The sequence below is a fragment of the Pseudarthrobacter albicanus genome, from assembly GCF_018224015.1.
GTDB classification, from domain to species: Bacteria; Actinomycetota; Actinomycetes; order Actinomycetales; family Micrococcaceae; genus Arthrobacter; species Arthrobacter albicanus.
The window spans coordinates 97,269-111,429 of record NZ_JAGPOT010000001.1 but is presented as its reverse complement, the minus strand read 5'-3'; the positions used below and the strand labels follow the sequence as shown (position 1 = coordinate 111,429).

24 protein-coding genes are annotated in these 14,161 nt (G+C 62.6%); all 24 read left to right on the top strand.

Annotated elements, in window-relative coordinates; genetic code table 11:
• Nucleotides 1–7: 7 nt before the first annotated feature.
• The 24 genes from rpsS to J9611_RS00425 all read left to right on the top strand — a co-directional run bounded on the left by rpsS (nucleotide 8) and on the right by J9611_RS00425 (nucleotide 14,099).
• On the top strand, nucleotides 8–289 hold the full coding sequence (rpsS, locus tag J9611_RS00540) for a 30S ribosomal protein S19 (RefSeq protein ID WP_211876675.1): 282 nt from the start codon (nucleotides 8–10) through the stop codon (nucleotides 287–289).
• A 38-nt stretch (nucleotides 290–327) separates the two neighbouring features.
• Complete coding sequence (gene rplV, locus J9611_RS00535; protein WP_069949298.1) at nucleotides 328–693, top strand: 50S ribosomal protein L22; 366 nt, start codon at nucleotides 328–330, stop codon at nucleotides 691–693.
• A complete protein-coding gene (gene rpsC / locus J9611_RS00530) occupies nucleotides 694–1,527 on the top strand; it encodes a 30S ribosomal protein S3 (protein WP_211876673.1) in 834 nt (277 codons plus the stop codon).
• Entirely contained in the window at nucleotides 1,528–1,944 is a 417-nt protein-coding gene (rplP, locus tag J9611_RS00525; RefSeq protein ID WP_211876671.1) for a 50S ribosomal protein L16, read from the top strand. It begins immediately after the preceding gene.
• Between the two features lie 2 nt (nucleotides 1,945–1,946).
• Complete coding sequence (rpmC, locus tag J9611_RS22250; protein WP_211876670.1) at nucleotides 1,947–2,282, top strand: 50S ribosomal protein L29; 336 nt, start codon at nucleotides 1,947–1,949, stop codon at nucleotides 2,280–2,282.
• Complete coding sequence (gene rpsQ, locus J9611_RS00515) at nucleotides 2,279–2,587, top strand: 30S ribosomal protein S17 (protein ID WP_211876669.1); 309 nt, start codon at nucleotides 2,279–2,281, stop codon at nucleotides 2,585–2,587. The genes rpmC and rpsQ overlap by 4 nt, the downstream gene beginning before the upstream one ends.
• Before the next feature lie 496 nt (nucleotides 2,588–3,083).
• Nucleotides 3,084–3,452: a 50S ribosomal protein L14 gene (gene rplN, locus J9611_RS00510; RefSeq protein WP_024366126.1), complete on the top strand. Its 369-nt coding sequence runs from the start codon at nucleotides 3,084–3,086 to the stop codon at nucleotides 3,450–3,452.
• A 3-nt stretch (nucleotides 3,453–3,455) separates the two neighbouring features.
• A complete protein-coding gene (gene rplX, locus J9611_RS00505) occupies nucleotides 3,456–3,815 on the top strand; it encodes a 50S ribosomal protein L24 (protein ID WP_024366125.1) in 360 nt (119 codons plus the stop codon).
• Nucleotides 3,815–4,396 carry a 50S ribosomal protein L5 gene (gene rplE, locus J9611_RS00500; protein ID WP_211876668.1) on the top strand — a complete coding sequence of 194 codons (582 nt, stop codon included), beginning with the start codon at nucleotides 3,815–3,817 and terminating at the stop codon, nucleotides 4,394–4,396. Before rplX ends, rplE begins: the two co-directional genes overlap by 1 nt.
• Nucleotides 4,397–4,487: 91 nt before the next feature.
• A complete protein-coding gene (gene rpsH, locus J9611_RS00495; protein WP_056425243.1) occupies nucleotides 4,488–4,886 on the top strand; it encodes a 30S ribosomal protein S8 in 399 nt (132 codons plus the stop codon).
• Between the two features lie 18 nt (nucleotides 4,887–4,904).
• A complete protein-coding gene (gene rplF, locus J9611_RS00490) occupies nucleotides 4,905–5,441 on the top strand; it encodes a 50S ribosomal protein L6 (RefSeq protein WP_211876667.1) in 537 nt (178 codons plus the stop codon).
• Nucleotides 5,442–5,443: 2 nt separating this feature from the next.
• Nucleotides 5,444–5,827: a 50S ribosomal protein L18 gene (gene rplR / locus J9611_RS00485; protein WP_211876666.1), complete on the top strand. Its 384-nt coding sequence runs from the start codon at nucleotides 5,444–5,446 to the stop codon at nucleotides 5,825–5,827.
• A 26-nt stretch (nucleotides 5,828–5,853) separates the two neighbouring features.
• The gene (gene rpsE / locus J9611_RS00480; RefSeq protein WP_211876665.1) at nucleotides 5,854–6,537 is read left to right on the top strand and encodes a 30S ribosomal protein S5; all 684 of its coding nucleotides are present in this window, start codon (nucleotides 5,854–5,856) and stop codon (nucleotides 6,535–6,537) included.
• Nucleotides 6,538–6,540: 3 nt separating this feature from the next.
• Entirely contained in the window at nucleotides 6,541–6,747 is a 207-nt protein-coding gene (gene rpmD / locus J9611_RS00475; RefSeq protein WP_211876664.1) for a 50S ribosomal protein L30, read from the top strand.
• Nucleotides 6,747–7,241, top strand: coding sequence for a 50S ribosomal protein L15 (gene rplO, locus J9611_RS00470; protein ID WP_058931722.1), 495 nt, complete (start codon nucleotides 6,747–6,749; stop codon nucleotides 7,239–7,241). Before rpmD ends, rplO begins: the two co-directional genes overlap by 1 nt.
• A gap of 182 nt (nucleotides 7,242–7,423) precedes the next feature.
• Nucleotides 7,424–8,734 (top strand): preprotein translocase subunit SecY, encoded by a 1,311-nt coding sequence (gene secY, locus J9611_RS00465; protein WP_211876663.1) that lies wholly within the window; start codon nucleotides 7,424–7,426, stop codon nucleotides 8,732–8,734.
• A 5-nt stretch (nucleotides 8,735–8,739) separates the two neighbouring features.
• A complete protein-coding gene (locus J9611_RS00460) occupies nucleotides 8,740–9,309 on the top strand; it encodes an adenylate kinase (protein WP_211876726.1) in 570 nt (189 codons plus the stop codon).
• 123 nt (nucleotides 9,310–9,432) lie between these two features.
• Nucleotides 9,433–10,260: a type I methionyl aminopeptidase gene (gene map / locus J9611_RS00455; RefSeq protein ID WP_211876662.1), complete on the top strand. Its 828-nt coding sequence runs from the start codon at nucleotides 9,433–9,435 to the stop codon at nucleotides 10,258–10,260.
• 109 nt (nucleotides 10,261–10,369) lie between these two features.
• The gene (locus tag J9611_RS00450) at nucleotides 10,370–11,362 is read left to right on the top strand and encodes a P1 family peptidase (protein ID WP_211876661.1); all 993 of its coding nucleotides are present in this window, start codon (nucleotides 10,370–10,372) and stop codon (nucleotides 11,360–11,362) included.
• A gap of 178 nt (nucleotides 11,363–11,540) precedes the next feature.
• A complete protein-coding gene (infA, locus tag J9611_RS00445; protein ID WP_011775571.1) occupies nucleotides 11,541–11,762 on the top strand; it encodes a translation initiation factor IF-1 in 222 nt (73 codons plus the stop codon).
• Between the two features lie 69 nt (nucleotides 11,763–11,831).
• Nucleotides 11,832–11,945, top strand: a complete 114-nt coding sequence (rpmJ, locus tag J9611_RS00440) for a 50S ribosomal protein L36 (protein WP_009358722.1) — start codon at nucleotides 11,832–11,834, stop codon at nucleotides 11,943–11,945.
• A 183-nt stretch (nucleotides 11,946–12,128) separates the two neighbouring features.
• Nucleotides 12,129–12,503 (top strand): 30S ribosomal protein S13, encoded by a 375-nt coding sequence (rpsM, locus tag J9611_RS00435; RefSeq protein WP_136321890.1) that lies wholly within the window; start codon nucleotides 12,129–12,131, stop codon nucleotides 12,501–12,503.
• A gap of 51 nt (nucleotides 12,504–12,554) precedes the next feature.
• Nucleotides 12,555–12,956, top strand: a complete 402-nt coding sequence (rpsK, locus tag J9611_RS00430; protein WP_246527167.1) for a 30S ribosomal protein S11 — start codon at nucleotides 12,555–12,557, stop codon at nucleotides 12,954–12,956.
• 132 nt (nucleotides 12,957–13,088) lie between these two features.
• Nucleotides 13,089–14,099, top strand: coding sequence for a DNA-directed RNA polymerase subunit alpha (locus J9611_RS00425; protein WP_136321891.1), 1,011 nt, complete (start codon nucleotides 13,089–13,091; stop codon nucleotides 14,097–14,099).
• Nucleotides 14,100–14,161: the final 62 nt, after the last annotated feature.

Genomic DNA, 14,161 nt, shown 5'->3' with positions numbered 1-14,161 from the left:
TGGACACATGCCACGCAGCCTGAAAAAAGGTCCTTTCGTTGACCAGCACCTCTTTGTGAAGGTAGCCAGGGAAAACGAAAAGGGCACCAAGAACGTCATCAAGACCTGGTCCCGCCGTTCGATGATCATCCCCGACATGCTCGGACACACGATCGCCGTGCACGACGGACGCAAGCACATTCCGGTGTTTGTCACCGAGTCGATGGTCGGGCACAAGCTCGGCGAATTCGCTCAAACGCGGACATTCCGCGGCCATGTCAAGGACGACCGTAAGGGCAAGCGCCGCTAGGCGCCTGCACTTACGTCAAAGACGAGAGAAGGAAAGCAATGGAAGCCAAGGCAATTGCGCGTCACATCCGCGTAACGCCTATGAAGGCCCGGCGCGTCGTCAACCTTGTTCGTGGTAAGCAAGCGAATGAGGCTCTGGCAATTCTGAAGTTTGCCCCGCAGGCAGCTTCGGAGCCGGTTTTCAAGGTAGTTCAGTCGGCAATCTCCAACGCCCGGGTCCTCGCGGACCGCGACGGTGTGGCGTTTGACGAAGGTGACCTCATCATCAGCGAAATGTATGTTGATGAAGGCCCGACCATGAAGCGGTTCCAGCCGCGAGCCCAGGGTCGTGCATTTCAGATCAAGAAGCGCACGAGCCACATCACCGTGGTAGTTGCTACCCCGGAGAAAGAGGAGGCTCGCTAAGTGGGACAGAAAGTTAACCCGCACGGGTTCCGACTCGGCATCACCACCGATCACGTATCGCACTGGTTTGCTGACAGCACCAAGGCCGGCCAGCGGTACAAGGACTTCGTCCGCGAAGACATCCGTATCCGCCAGCTCATGTCCACGGGCATGGAGCGCGCCGGTATCGCCAAGGTTGAAATCGAGCGCACCCGTGACCGTGTCCGCGTGGATATCCACACGGCACGTCCGGGCATCGTCATCGGCCGCCGCGGTGCAGAAGCAGACCGCATCCGCGGCGAGCTCGAAAAGCTCACGGGCAAGCAGGTCCAGCTGAACATCCTCGAGGTCAAGAACCCCGAGATGGAAGCACAGCTTGTCGCCCAGGGCGTTGCTGAGCAGCTGACTTCCCGCGTGGCTTTCCGCCGTGCGATGAAGAAGGCCATGCAGTCCGCGCAGCGTGCAGGTGCCAAGGGCATCCGTATCGCTTGCTCGGGTCGACTGGGCGGCGCAGAAATGTCCCGCTCGGAGTTCTACCGCGAAGGCCGTGTGCCCCTGCACACCCTCCGCGCGAACATCGACTACGGCTTCTACGAGGCCAAGACCACCTTCGGCCGCATCGGCGTGAAGGTCTGGATCTACAAGGGTGACGTCACCGCCAAGGAACTGGCCCAGCAGGCAGCTGCTGCTCCGTCCCGCGGCCGTGGTGCCAGCGACCGCCCGGGCCGCCCGGGTGGCGCTGACCGTGGTGACCGCCGCCGTCGTACCGACCGTCCGGCTGAAGCAGCACCTGTTGCTGCCGAAGCTCCGGCAGTTGAGGCTGCACCTGCTGCAGTAGAAGGAGGACAGGCTTAAATGCTTATCCCACGTCGAGTCAAGCACCGTAAGCAGCACCACCCGGGTCGTTCCGGCGCTGCTACGGGTGGCACCAAGGTCTCCTTCGGTGAGTGGGGCATCCAGGCCATGAGCCCGGCATACGTCACGAACCGCCAGATCGAATCTGCCCGTATTGCGATGACCCGCCACATCAAGCGTGGCGGCAAGGTCTGGATCAACATCTACCCGGACCGCCCGCTGACGAAGAAGCCTGCCGAAACCCGTATGGGTTCCGGTAAGGGTTCTCCGGAATGGTGGGTATCCAACGTCAAGCCGGGCCGGGTTCTCTTTGAGATCTCCGGTGTCGAGGAATCGGTAGCCCGCGAGGCCCTGCGCCTGGCAATCCACAAGCTCCCGTTGAAGGCACGCATTCTGCGTCGCGAAGGTGGTGAATAGAAATGGCAGTAGGATCCAAGGAACTTGCATCCGCACAGCTGGACGGTTTCGACAACGAGCGACTCGTTGAAGAACTCCGCAAGGCCAAGGAAGAGCTGTTCAACCTGCGTTTCCAGTCCGCCACCGGTCAGCTGGAGAACCACGGTCGGCTGCGCGCGGTAAAGAAGGACATCGCCCGCATCTACACCGTTCTCCGTGAACGCGAGCTGGGCATTCGTGCCGAGGTTGCCGCACCGGTTGTGGAAGCCAAGGAAGAAAAGAAGTCCAAGAAGTCCGCAGCCAAGGCTGAGAAGGCTGAAGAGCCGGCCGAGGCTGCGACCGAGGAGGACGCCAAGTGAGTGAAAAGGACGAGAACGTGACGGAAACTGTTTCCGGCGCAGCTACGGCTGACGTGCGCGGTGACCGTAAGACGAAGCGCGGCTATGTGGTCTCGGACAAGATGGAAAAGACCATCGTTGTCCAGGTCGAGGACCGCGTGAAGCACGCCCTCTACGGCAAGGTCCTGCGCCGCAACACGAAGATCAAGGCTCACGACGAAGAGAACAGCGCCGGCATCGGCGACCTGGTACTCCTCGCCGAGACCCGCCCGCTGTCCGCCACCAAGCGGTGGCGCCTGGTGGAGATCCTCGAAAAGGCCAAGTAACACCTGCAGCTTCGCTGTAAGTACAGAGAACCCCCGTTCCCTTCTGGGAGCGGGGGTTTCTCCGTGTCCGGCCCACGCCCGAACGGCCCCGCACGTCACCGCCGGCCCACGCCCGAACGGGCCCGCACGTCACCGCCGGCCCACGCCCGAACGGGCACTTGACGCCCCGGAATCGCGGTTTTCGGGGCCTCAAGTGCCCGTTCGCGCCATCCCGACGATATGGGGGTGGGCCCAAAACGTGCTATGATTTTGAGTTTGTATGGCGCCGTTCGCGCGTCATCATCAACCTCGTAAACAATCGTGCCACGGCATAGTGCCCCCTCGCGCCCCGATCAGTCGGGAACCGCCTGGGAAGCAAATGTTTTTGGCACGGGCGTTTAGGCCTGGTCTGGCAAAATCCAGGCAGGTCAAGAGACACCCCGATCAACCGTTCCGCAAGGCTCATTCCGTAGGAAGATTTTCGGTCTGAGAACCCGCGCGACGCAAGGAGTAAATAGTGATTCAGCAGGAGTCGCGACTCAAGGTCGCCGACAACACGGGTGCTAAGGAAATCCTTACCATTCGCGTTCTCGGTGGATCTGGCCGTCGCTACGCAGGCATTGGCGACGTAATCGTCGCTACCGTCAAGGACGCAATTCCGGGCGGCAACGTAAAGAAGGGCGATGTCGTCAAGGCTGTCATCGTCCGTACCAAGAAGGAACGCCGCCGTGCGGATGGTTCCTATATCAAGTTTGACGAGAACGCAGCTGTGATCCTGAAGGCAGACGGAGACCCCCGCGGTACCCGTATCTTCGGACCGGTTGGTCGTGAACTTCGCGACAAGAAGTTCATGAAGATCGTTTCTCTGGCTCCGGAGGTGCTCTAGTCCATGGCTAAGATCAAAAAGGGTGACCTGGTTCAGGTCATCACTGGCGCCAAGGCTGAGCGCGGCGGCGACAAGGGCAAGCAGGGCAAGGTTCTGCGCGTATTCCCCGAGACCAACCGAGTGTTGGTCGAAGGCATTAACCGCGTAACCAAGCACACCAAGGTCGGTCAGTCGCAGCGCGGCACCAAGACCGGTGGCATCGAGGTCGTCGAGGCTTCAATCCACATCTCCAACGTGGCTCTGGTTGACCCGTCCACCAAGAAGCCCACCCGCGTCGGTTTCCGCACCGAGACCGTTGAGCGCGATGGCGTGAAGCGTGAAGTGCGTGTCCGCGTGGCCAAGAGCTCAGGGAAGGACATCTAATGACTGAGACTCTCGAGACTCCGGCAAGCAAGATCGTTCCTCGTCTGAAGACCAAGTACGCCGATTCCATCAAGAACACGCTGACTGAGGAATTCAAGTACCAGAACGTCAACCAGGTTCCCCGTCTGGTCAAGGTCGTTGTGAACATGGGTGTTGGAGATGCCGCCAAGGACTCCAAGCTGATCGACGGCGCTGTCCGCGATCTGACCCTGATCACCGGCCAGAAGCCGCAGGTCACCAAGGCCCGCAAGTCGATCGCACAGTTCAAGCTGCGCGAAGGCATGCCGATCGGTGCACACGCGACTCTGCGTGGGGACCGCATGTGGGAGTTCCTGGACCGTCTGGTTACGCTGGCCCTGCCGCGTATCCGCGACTTCCGTGGCCTCAGCGGCAAGCAGTTCGACGGTAACGGCAACTACACCTTCGGTCTGACCGAGCAGGTTATGTTCCACGAAATCGACCAGGATTCCATCGACCGCGTCCGCGGCATGGACATCACTGTCGTGACCACTGCCAAGACCGACGACGAAGGCCGCGCGCTGCTCAAGGCGCTTGGCTTCCCGTTCAAGGCCGAAGATTAATCTAGCTACGTAAAAGGTCCGCCCGCGCTGGTGCTGAACCAAGTTCAGGACAGCACGGCGGAAACCGTTATGAGGAAGGGCAAGAGCCCACATGACAATGACAGATCCCGTCGCAGACATGCTTACGCGTCTGCGCAACGCAAACTCGGCATACCACGATTCCGTGTCTATGCCTTACAGCAAGCTCAAGGCACGCGTTGCCGACATCCTGAAGGCTGAAGGTTACATCGCCTCCTGGAAAGAAGAAGACGCCGAGGTCGGCAAGAAGCTGACCCTCGAGCTCAAGTTCGGTCCGAACCGCGAGCGTTCAATCGCTGGCGTTCGTCGTATTTCCAAGCCGGGACTGCGCGTTTACGCAAAGTCCACCAACCTGCCGCACGTGCTCGGTGGCCTGGGTGTCGCAATCCTGTCCACCTCTTCCGGCCTCTTGACTGACAAGCAGGCCGGCAAGAAGGGCGTGGGCGGCGAAGTCCTCGCTTACGTCTGGTAACGGGAAAGGAAGAGAATAATGTCACGTATTGGACGTCTCCCCATCACCGTTCCTGCCGGCGTTGAGGTCAAGGTTGACGGCTCTGTCGTCAGCGTCAAGGGTTCCAAAGGCGAGCTGAGCCACACTGTGCCCAGCCCGATCGAGGTTTCCCTGGAAGAAGGCACCCTGACTGTCGCCCGCCCGAACGACGAGCGCGCCTCACGTTCGCTGCACGGCCTGACCCGCACCCTGATCGCCAACATGATCCAGGGTGTCACCGCAGGCTACGAGAAGAAGCTTGAGATTGTCGGTACCGGTTACCGCGTCCAGGCCAAGGGTTCTGACCTGGAGTTCGCTCTGGGCTACAGCCACCCGGTTAATGTCTCGGCACCGGACGGCATCACCTTTGCAGTAGAGACCCCGACCAAGCTCTCTGTTTCAGGTATCTCCAAGCAGCAGGTCGGCGAGGTTGCTGCCAACATTCGCAAGCTGCGGAAGCCGGACCCCTACAAGGGCAAGGGCATTCGCTACGCCGGCGAAGTCCTCCGCCGCAAGGTCGGAAAGGCTGGTAAGTAACCATGGCCATCGCAATTAACAAGAAGCGTACGAACAAGAGCAAGTCTGCCCAGCGCAGCCGCCGCCAGCTTCGTATCCGCAAGCGCATCTCCGGTACGGCTGTACGTCCTCGTCTGGTCGTCAACCGTTCCGCACGCCACATTTTCGTCCAGGTCGTCGATGACACCAAGGGCCTGACCGTGGCGAGCGCCTCCACAATGGAAGCCGACCTTCGGGCATTCGACGGTGACAAGACCGCCAAGGCCAAGCGCGTTGGCGAACTGGCCGCCGAGCGTGCCAAGGCTGCCGGCATCGAAGCAGTTGTCTTCGACCGCGGTGGTAACAAGTACCACGGCCGGATCGCCGCCGTCGCTGACGGCGCCCGTGAAGGTGGGCTTTCACTGTGACCGAAAATAACGAAAAGGACATTCAGGTGACTGAAGCTGTAGCTGCTCCGGCAACTGAGACCGCTGCGCCTGCTGCTGCCGCTGACGACCGCCGTGGTGGCGCTCGTCGTGGCGAGCGTGGCGGCCAGGGCCAGGGCCGTGGCGAACGTGGTGGCCGTGGCGGCCGCGACGGTGGCCGCGAAGCCGAAAAGAGCCAGTTCGTAGAGCGCGTCGTAACCATCAACCGTGTTTCCAAGGTCGTCAAGGGTGGTCGTCGCTTCAGCTTCACCGCCCTCGTCGTCGTCGGTGACGGCAACGGTATGGTCGGCGTCGGCTACGGCAAGGCTAAGGAAGTTCCTGCCGCCATCGCGAAGGGCGTTGAAGAGGCCAAGAAGTCCTTCTTCCGCGTCCCCCGCATCGGCAGCACCATTCCCCACCGTGTGCAGGGCGAGGCCGCCGCAGGCGTTGTCATGCTGCGTCCGGCTTCCGCCGGTACCGGTGTGATCGCCGGCGGCCCGGTCCGTGCAGTACTGGAGTGCGTGGGCATCCACGACATCCTCTCCAAGTCGCTCGGTTCCTCCAACGCCATCAACATCGTTCACGCGACCGTTGATGCCCTGAAGCGTCTCGAAGAGCCTGCGGCCGTGGCAGCACGCCGCGGCCTCCCGCTCGACGAGATCGCTCCGCCGGCAATGGTGCGCGCCCTTCTGAACCAGAAGGCAGGTGCCTGAGCCATGGCTAAGAACGTGCTTGTCTCCGACCTTCAGTTGGAGATCACTCAGATCAAGTCCGCCATTGGCGGCAAGCAGAACCAGCGCGACACCCTGCGGTCCCTCGGCCTGAAGCGGATCGGACACACTGTTGTCCGCACCGCCGACGCCGTGACCGTGGGTATGCTCAACACGGTTCCGCACCTGGTAAAGGTAGAGGAGGCGAAGTAATGGCAGAGAAGAACACCGCCGAAAAGGCACAGGGCGCCGCTGCTGAGAAGCAGAACGCACTGAAGGTTCACCACCTGCGTCCCGCCCCGGGTGCCAAGACCGCCAAGACCCGCGTTGGTCGTGGTGAAGGCTCCAAGGGTAAGACCGCCGGTCGCGGTACCAAGGGTACGAAGGCCCGTTACCAGATCAAGGCGGGCTTTGCCGGCGGCCAGCTGCCGCTGCACATGCGCCTGCCGAAGCTGCGCGGCTTCAAGAACCCGTTCCGGGTCGAGTTCCAGGTTGTCAATCTGGACAAGCTCAACGAGCTGTTCCCGGAAGGTGGCGCAGTCACCGTGGAGAACCTGGTCGAAAAGGGTGCCGTTCGCAAGAACCAGCCCGTGAAGGTGCTTGGCACCGGCGACATCACCGTCAAGGTCGATGTCACCGTCCATGCATTCTCGGCCAGCGCCGCAGAAAAGATTGCCGCAGCAGGCGGAAGCACCACCGCCCTCTAAGGAGGCGGCGGGGCAGCTGCCCGTTGTGGAAACTCCCGGTACCGGGGCTCAGGCCCCGGTACCGGGAGTTTTTTTCGTTTTCCGGGCCGCGCCGATTGCCCGCGGGGCGCGTCCACCCGCTAGACTCGGTTGTTAGGTTTATTTGACCTCTCACACGACTCTACTTATCCTCAGGAGGACGCTTGCTTAGCGCATTCGGCCGGGCCTTTCGCACGCCTGATCTGCGACGCAAGTTGTTGTTCACGCTGGGAATCATCACAATCTTCCGCTTGGGTGCCTTCATTCCCTCGCCTGGTGTGAACTACCAGAATGTCCAGCAATGCTTGCAGAACGGTCAGACCTCGGGCGGGATCTACCAGCTCGTCAACCTGTTCAGTGGCGGTGCACTGCTGCAGGTCTCCATCTTCGCCCTCGGGATCATGCCGTACATCACGGCAAGCATCATCGTCCAGCTGCTCCGGGTGGTCATTCCCCGCTTCCAGAGCCTGTACGAGGAGGGCGCCTCGGGCCAGTCGAAGCTGACCCAGTACACCCGCTACCTCACGATCGCCCTGGGCCTGCTGAACGCCACGACGCTGGTGTCGTTGGCCCGTTCCGGCCAGTTGCTGCCCAACTGCCAGCTGCCGATCATCCCGGACGCGTCCATCATCACGACGATCCTGCTCATCATCACGCTGACGGCCGGCACCGGCCTGATCATGTGGATGGGCGAGCTCGTCACCGAAAAGGGCGTGGGCAACGGCATGTCGCTGCTCATCTTCACGTCCATCGCCGCAGGTTTCCCCGGCTCGCTCGGCGCGATCTGGAAGTCGCAGGGCCCCGGGACCTTCTTCATGGTGCTTGCGATCGGCCTGCTGACCGTGGCCCTCGTGGTCTTCGTGGAGCAGTCCCAGCGCCGCATCCCCGTGCAGTACGCCAAGCGCATGATCGGCCGCCGCACCGTGGGCGGCACCAGCACGTACATCCCCATCAAGGTGAACATGGCCGGCGTCGTGCCCGTCATCTTCGCCTCCTCGATGCTGTACCTGCCGGGCCTGATCTCGCAGTTCAACCAGCCGAAGGCCGGCGAGCAGATGCAGCCCTGGGTCGAGTGGATCAACAACAACATGACCCGCGGCGACCACCCCATCTACATGGCCCTCTACTTCGCCATGATTGTCTTCTTCACGTACTTCTACGTCGCGATCACCTTCAACCCCGAAGAGGTCTCGGACAACATGAAGAAGTACGGCGGCTTCATCCCCGGCATCCGTGCCGGCAGGCCGACGGCGGACTATCTTCAGTACGTTCTTTCCAGGATCACCCTGCCCGGCGCCTTCTACCTGGGTTTCGTAGCCCTGATTCCGCTGGTTGCACTGGTCCTGATCAACGCCAACCAGAACTTCCCGTTCGGCGGCACCTCGATCCTGATCATGGTGGGCGTCGGGCTGGAGACCGTCAAGCAAATTGACGCGCAGCTACAGCAACGTCACTACGAAGGGCTTTTGCGATGACGAAAATGTTGATAATCGGACCTCCCGGATCCGGCAAGGGAACGCAGGCGGAACGCATTTCGGAGCGCCTCGGCGTCGTTGCGATCTCCACCGGCGATATCTTCCGCGCCAACGTCAAAGGTGAGACACCGCTGGGCATCGAAGCCAAGCGGTACATGGACGCCGGCGATTTCGTGCCGGACAGCGTGACCAACAAGATGGTGCGCGACCGGCTCAGCGAGGACGACGTCGAGGCAGGATTCCTGCTCGACGGCTACCCGCGGACCACGGCGCAGGTGGACTACCTCGACGGGATTTTGGCCGACGGCGACCAGAAGCTCGACGTCGTCCTGCAGCTCACGGCCGACGACGAGGAACTCGTCAAGCGCCTGCTGGGCCGTGCGCGGGAGACCGGACGCAGCGATGACAACGAAGCAGTCATCCGCCACCGCCTGGACCTCTACCACACGCAGACGGAAGCCGTGGTGGCGAAGTACGCCGAGCGCGGCATCCTGACCCGGGTCGACGGCATCGGCGGTATCGACGAGGTCACGGACCGCGTCATGCAGGCCATCAAAGAAGTCAAGCTGGCCTGATCCAGGCGTATGTTACTTGAGGCTCCTCCCGGAACATCGGGGGGAGCCTCAGCCATTTTTCGCCGCGCCCACGCCAGCAGGCAGCGCGGCTCCACCGAATGCTCCACCGAAAGGAAGCTGCAGATGGCCTTCGGCCAGCCCCGCATCGAATACAAGACAAACGCCCAGATGCGCACCATGCACGAGGCCGGGCTCGTCCTCAGCCGCGCCCTCGACGCCGCCGTCGCCGCGGCCCTCCCCGGGAAGACCACAGGGGATCTCGACGCCGTGTTCGCCGCCGTGCTCCAGGAGGCCGGCGCCACCTCCAATTTCCTCGGCTACCAAGGCTTCCCGGCCACCGTCTGCACCTCGGTCAACGAGGAAGTCGTGCACGGCATCCCGGGCGACCGTGTCCTGCAGGACGGGGACATCATCTCGATCGACGGCGGGGCAATAGTGGACGGCTGGCACTCCGATTCGGCCCGGACCGTGATCGTGGGCACCGCCGATCCCGAAGACGTCCGGCTCTCGGACGTCACCGAAGCGGCGATGTGGCACGGGATCGCCGCCCTCGCCACCGGCAAGTTCGTCGGCGACATCGGCAGCGCCGTGGACGACTACGTGTCCTCCGTGCCCGGCCAGCCGCTGGGGATCCTCGAGGACTACGTCGGCCACGGGATCGGCTCCGAGATGCACATGGCCCCGGACGTGCTGAACTACCGCACGAGCCACCGCGGGCCCAGGATCCGGCCCGGACTCTGCCTGGCGATTGAGCCCATGCTGGTCCGCGGGAGCATCGACACGGCCGTCCTGGACGATGACTGGACCGTGGTGACGACCGACGGCAAGCGTTCCTGCCAGTGGGAGCACTCCGTCGCGGTCCACGAAAGGGGCATCTGGGTGCTCTCGGCGCCCGACGGCGGGGCGGCCAGGCTGGCGCCGCTCGGCGTCGTGCCGGTCCCCATCCCGTGACAAGTCCCATGCCCCCGTTTAGCCCATGTAGCTCGCAGTTGTAGTCGTTCTGAGCGCTCAGAACGACAACAGGTGCGAGTCAGTCGGGCCTGGAGGGCACAATGGAGCCATGGGAGCCATCACCGATGTCGCCGGGGTCCGGGTAGGGCATGTCCAGAAGTCCGACGACGGCTGGTTGAGCGGGGTGACCGTGGTGTTGCCGCCGCCGGGCACCGTGGGCTCCGTCGATGTCCGGGGCGGCGGCCCGGGCACACACGAGACCGACGCGCTGGATCCCACCACCTTGAGCCAGACCGTCGACGCCGTGGTGCTCACCGGGGGCAGCGCCTTCGGCCTGGTGTCCGCCCACGGAGCCCAGCGCTGGTGCGAGGAGAACGGCCGGGGCTTTCCGGTTCCCGGCGGCGTGGTGCCGATCGTCCCCGCAGCCGCCATCTTCGACCTCGGCCGCGGCGGCGACTTCGCTGCCCGCCCGGACGCGGACATGGGCTACGCGGCAACCGCCGCCGCCGCAGCACAAATGGACGGGCACGACGTCGGCCGCGGGAACGTGGGCGCCGGCACCGGAGCCGCAATCGGCCGGGGCACATACAAAGGGGGAGTGGGGACGGCGTCGGTCACCCTGGAAAACGGCGTAGTGGTCGGGGCGCTGGCAGTCGTGAATGCGCTGGGACTGCCGTTTCCTGGGCGGCCGGGAAATCCCGAACCCTCCGCGCGCTCGGTCGTTCCTCCCTTAGACGCGCGCTTCCGGGTCCCCGATTCCCCGTCCGGCGCGGGCGAGCAGCCGCTCAACACGACTCTCGTCGTCGTCGCGACCAACGCAGTCCTGGACAAGGCGGAATGCAAACGGACCGCCTCAGCCGCGCATGCCGGGATTGCCCGGGCGCTGAATCCGAGCCATACCCTGGCGGACGGTGACACCGTGTTCGCGCTGGCCACCGGCGCTCTCGCCCTGGACCGCAGCAGCGAGACTGCCCGGCAGTTGAGCCTCATTACCCTGCAGAGCGCGGCAGCCGACGTCGTGCGCCTGGCCATCCTGGACGGGATCGCCGCTGCGGAGGCGGTGAGCACGCCGGCGGGCCGCCTGGGTGCATACGGGGGCTGAGTGCGCTACGATAGCTGGATTTAACATTCACGCCGCTATGGCGTAGTGTTGTCTGTTGGTTGTCTGCCCTGTTGTGCCCTTTTGTGGCCGGGAGGCATCAGCCAATCAATCAAAAAACGTCCGCGGTGATTTCCGGTGCAAACCGGAGGGCTGTGGCAAACAACAGTTAGCGGAGGGTATGGCCAAGAAGGACGGGGTCATTGAGATCGAGGGCGTTGTGACTGAGGCGCTGCCCAACGCAATGTTTCGCGTTGAGCTCACCAACAAGCACGTCGTTCTGGCACACATCTCTGGAAAGATGCGCCAGCACTACATCAGGATTCTCCCTGAGGACCGGGTAGTGGTGGAGCTGAGCCCGTACGACCTGACACGTGGTCGTATCGTCTACCGCTACAAGTAAACACTGGGTGGCCAAGGCAACAGCCGAAGGCCGGTCCAGCTGACCAACTGCAACACGCAAAGGAACGCCATGAAGGTCAAGCCGAGCGTCAAGCAGATCTGCGAAAAGTGCAAAGTGATCCGCCGTAATGGCCGGGTCATGGTGATCTGCGAGAACCCGCGCCACAAGCAGCGCCAGGGCTAATTTCCCTTCCGGGAAACCCTGGGTTGCTAACCCACGCAAGTAAATAAAAGGCAGCACAAGCTGATCTGGGACATTGAGCAGGAACGAGTCCGGACAGCTAACCCCCGGTCGGAGGCTGGGGCCGCACGGAACGTGCGGGTGTACTGCCTACGACCTCCGGTTTATTCAAGGAGCACTGCCACTATGGCTCGTCTCGCTGGCGTAGACATTCCCCGCGAAAAGCGGTTGGAAATTGCGCTTACTTACATCTACGGCGTGGGCAAGACCCGTGCACACGAAACCCTGGCTGCCACCGGCATCAGCGCTGATATCCGCGTCAAGGATCTCAGCGATGCCGAACTGGTCCAGCTGCGTGACTACATTGAAGGCAACTACAAGGTTGAGGGTGACCTTCGCCGCGAAGTAGCAGCTGATATCCGCCGCAAGGTCGAGATCGGCAGCTACGAAGGCCTGCGCCACCGCAAGGGCCTGCCCGTACGTGGACAGCGTACGAAGACCAACGCCCGTACCCGCAAGGGCCCGAAGCGTACCGTCGCCGGCAAGAAGAAGACCCGTTAAATCCCTGAGGGATTAACTCGGCTTCCCCGATAACTTTCTGTAGGAGAAATAATGCCCCCGAAGACTCGTGGCGCGGTTCGCAAGCCGCGTAAGAAGGACAAGAAGAACATCGCGCTGGGCCAGGCGCACATCAAGAGCACCTTTAACAACACCATCGTTTCCATCACGGATCCGAACGGTGCTGTCATCTCCTGGGCTTCCTCCGGTGAGGTGGGCTTCAAGGGCTCACGTAAGTCCACCCCGTTTGCCGCCCAGATGGCTGCCGAAGCCGCCGCAAAGCGTGCGCAGGAGCACGGCATGAAAAAGGTCGACGTATTCGTCAAGGGACCGGGTTCCGGACGCGAGACCGCTATCCGTTCACTGCAGGCCGCTGGCCTCGAGGTTGGATCCATCCAGGATGTCACCCCCGCCGCGCACAACGGCTGCCGTCCGCCGAAGCGCCGCCGCGTCTAAGTCTTTCCGGCAGCAGGAGCTTGCCCGGACCCTCACCGGTCCGGGCAGGCCCAGCCGCGTTATGTCTTCAGACCGATTTTTCCACCACCTGTGTTGCGTCATATAGCGGATGCTCGCCGAAAGGAAACCTAAGTGCTCATTGCACAGCGCCCCACCCTCTCCGAAGAGGTCGTCTCCGAAAACCGCTCCCGTTTCATTATTGAACCGCTGGAGCCGGGCTTTGGTTACACACTCGGAAACTCCCTCCGCCGTACCCTGCTCTCCTCCATCCCCGGTGCCGCTGTAACCAGCATCCGGATCGATGGCGTGCTGCACGAGTTCACCACGGTTCCGGGTGTCAAGGAAGATGTCACCGAGATCATCCTGAACATCAAGAGCCTGTCGGTTTCCTCCGAGCACGACGAGCCGGTTGTCGCCTACCTGCGCAAGCAGGGCCCGGGAGTCGTCACGGCCGCGGACATCGCTCCGCCGGCCGGCGTCGAATTCCACAACCCGGATCTGCACATCGCCACGCTGAACTCGAAGGGCAAGTTCGAGCTCGAGCTGACCATCGAGCGCGGCCGCGGCTACGTTTCGGCAGCTCAGAACAAGTCCGGCGATTCCGAGATCGGCCGCATTCCGGTTGACTCGATCTACTCGCCGGTGCTGAAGGTTACTTTCCGCGTGGAAGCCACCCGTGTCGAGCAGCGCACTGACTTCGACAAGCTCATTGTCGACGTCGAGACCAAGCAGGCCATCGCCCCGCGCGATGCCGTTGCTTCGGCAGGCACCACCCTGGTGGAACTGTTCGGTCTGGCCCGCGAGCTGAACACCGCAGCAGAAGGTATCGAGATTGGCCCGTCGCCGACGGATGCTGCCCTGGCAGCAGACATGGCCCTGCCGATCGAGGACCTGGACCTCACGGTCCGTTCGTACAACTGCCTCAAGCGTGAGGGCATCCACACCGTGGGTGAACTCGTTGCGCGCTCCGAGGCCGACCTCATGGACATCCGTAACTTCGGTGCGAAGTCCATTGATGAGGTCAAGGCAAAGCTGGTTGAACTGGGCCTGTCCCTCAAGGACTCGCCTCCCGGATTTGACCTCGCAGCACGCGCCGCAGCAATTGAAGAGGACGACGCCGCGTTCAGCGACGACGAGCTCTAACCAACAGATCCTGGCCGGCGGGGCTGGATGCACCATGGTGTGCGCAGCCCGACGGCTTCCAT

Bases quoted from the DNA above. Each gene is read 5' to 3' on its own strand.
- rpsS (WP_211876675.1), top strand. From the start codon at position 8: ATGCCACGCAGCCTGAAAAAAGGTCCTTTCGTTGACCAGCACCTCTTT.
- rplF (WP_211876667.1), top strand. From the start codon at position 4,905: ATGTCACGTATTGGACGTCTCCCCATCACCGTTCCTGCCGGCGTTGAG.
- rplX (WP_024366125.1), top strand. From the start codon at position 3,456: ATGGCTAAGATCAAAAAGGGTGACCTGGTTCAGGTCATCACTGGCGCC.
- rpmD (WP_211876664.1), top strand. From the start codon at position 6,541: ATGGCTAAGAACGTGCTTGTCTCCGACCTTCAGTTGGAGATCACTCAG.
- J9611_RS00450 (WP_211876661.1), top strand. From the start codon at position 10,370: ATGGGAGCCATCACCGATGTCGCCGGGGTCCGGGTAGGGCATGTCCAG.
- rplV (WP_069949298.1), top strand. From the start codon at position 328: ATGGAAGCCAAGGCAATTGCGCGTCACATCCGCGTAACGCCTATGAAG.
- map (WP_211876662.1), top strand. From the start codon at position 9,433: ATGGCCTTCGGCCAGCCCCGCATCGAATACAAGACAAACGCCCAGATG.
- rplR (WP_211876666.1), top strand. From the start codon at position 5,444: ATGGCCATCGCAATTAACAAGAAGCGTACGAACAAGAGCAAGTCTGCC.
- rplO (WP_058931722.1), top strand. From the start codon at position 6,747: ATGGCAGAGAAGAACACCGCCGAAAAGGCACAGGGCGCCGCTGCTGAG.
- rpmC (WP_211876670.1), top strand. From the start codon at position 1,947: ATGGCAGTAGGATCCAAGGAACTTGCATCCGCACAGCTGGACGGTTTC.
- rplP (WP_211876671.1), top strand. From the start codon at position 1,528: ATGCTTATCCCACGTCGAGTCAAGCACCGTAAGCAGCACCACCCGGGT.
- rpsK (WP_246527167.1), top strand. From the start codon at position 12,555: ATGCCCCCGAAGACTCGTGGCGCGGTTCGCAAGCCGCGTAAGAAGGAC.
- J9611_RS00460 (WP_211876726.1), top strand. From the start codon at position 8,740: ATGTTGATAATCGGACCTCCCGGATCCGGCAAGGGAACGCAGGCGGAA.
- rpmJ (WP_009358722.1), top strand. From the start codon at position 11,832: ATGAAGGTCAAGCCGAGCGTCAAGCAGATCTGCGAAAAGTGCAAAGTG.
- rpsH (WP_056425243.1), top strand. From the start codon at position 4,488: ATGACAATGACAGATCCCGTCGCAGACATGCTTACGCGTCTGCGCAAC.
- infA (WP_011775571.1), top strand. From the start codon at position 11,541: ATGGCCAAGAAGGACGGGGTCATTGAGATCGAGGGCGTTGTGACTGAG.
- rpsM (WP_136321890.1), top strand. From the start codon at position 12,129: ATGGCTCGTCTCGCTGGCGTAGACATTCCCCGCGAAAAGCGGTTGGAA.
- rplE (WP_211876668.1), top strand. From the start codon at position 3,815: ATGACTGAGACTCTCGAGACTCCGGCAAGCAAGATCGTTCCTCGTCTG.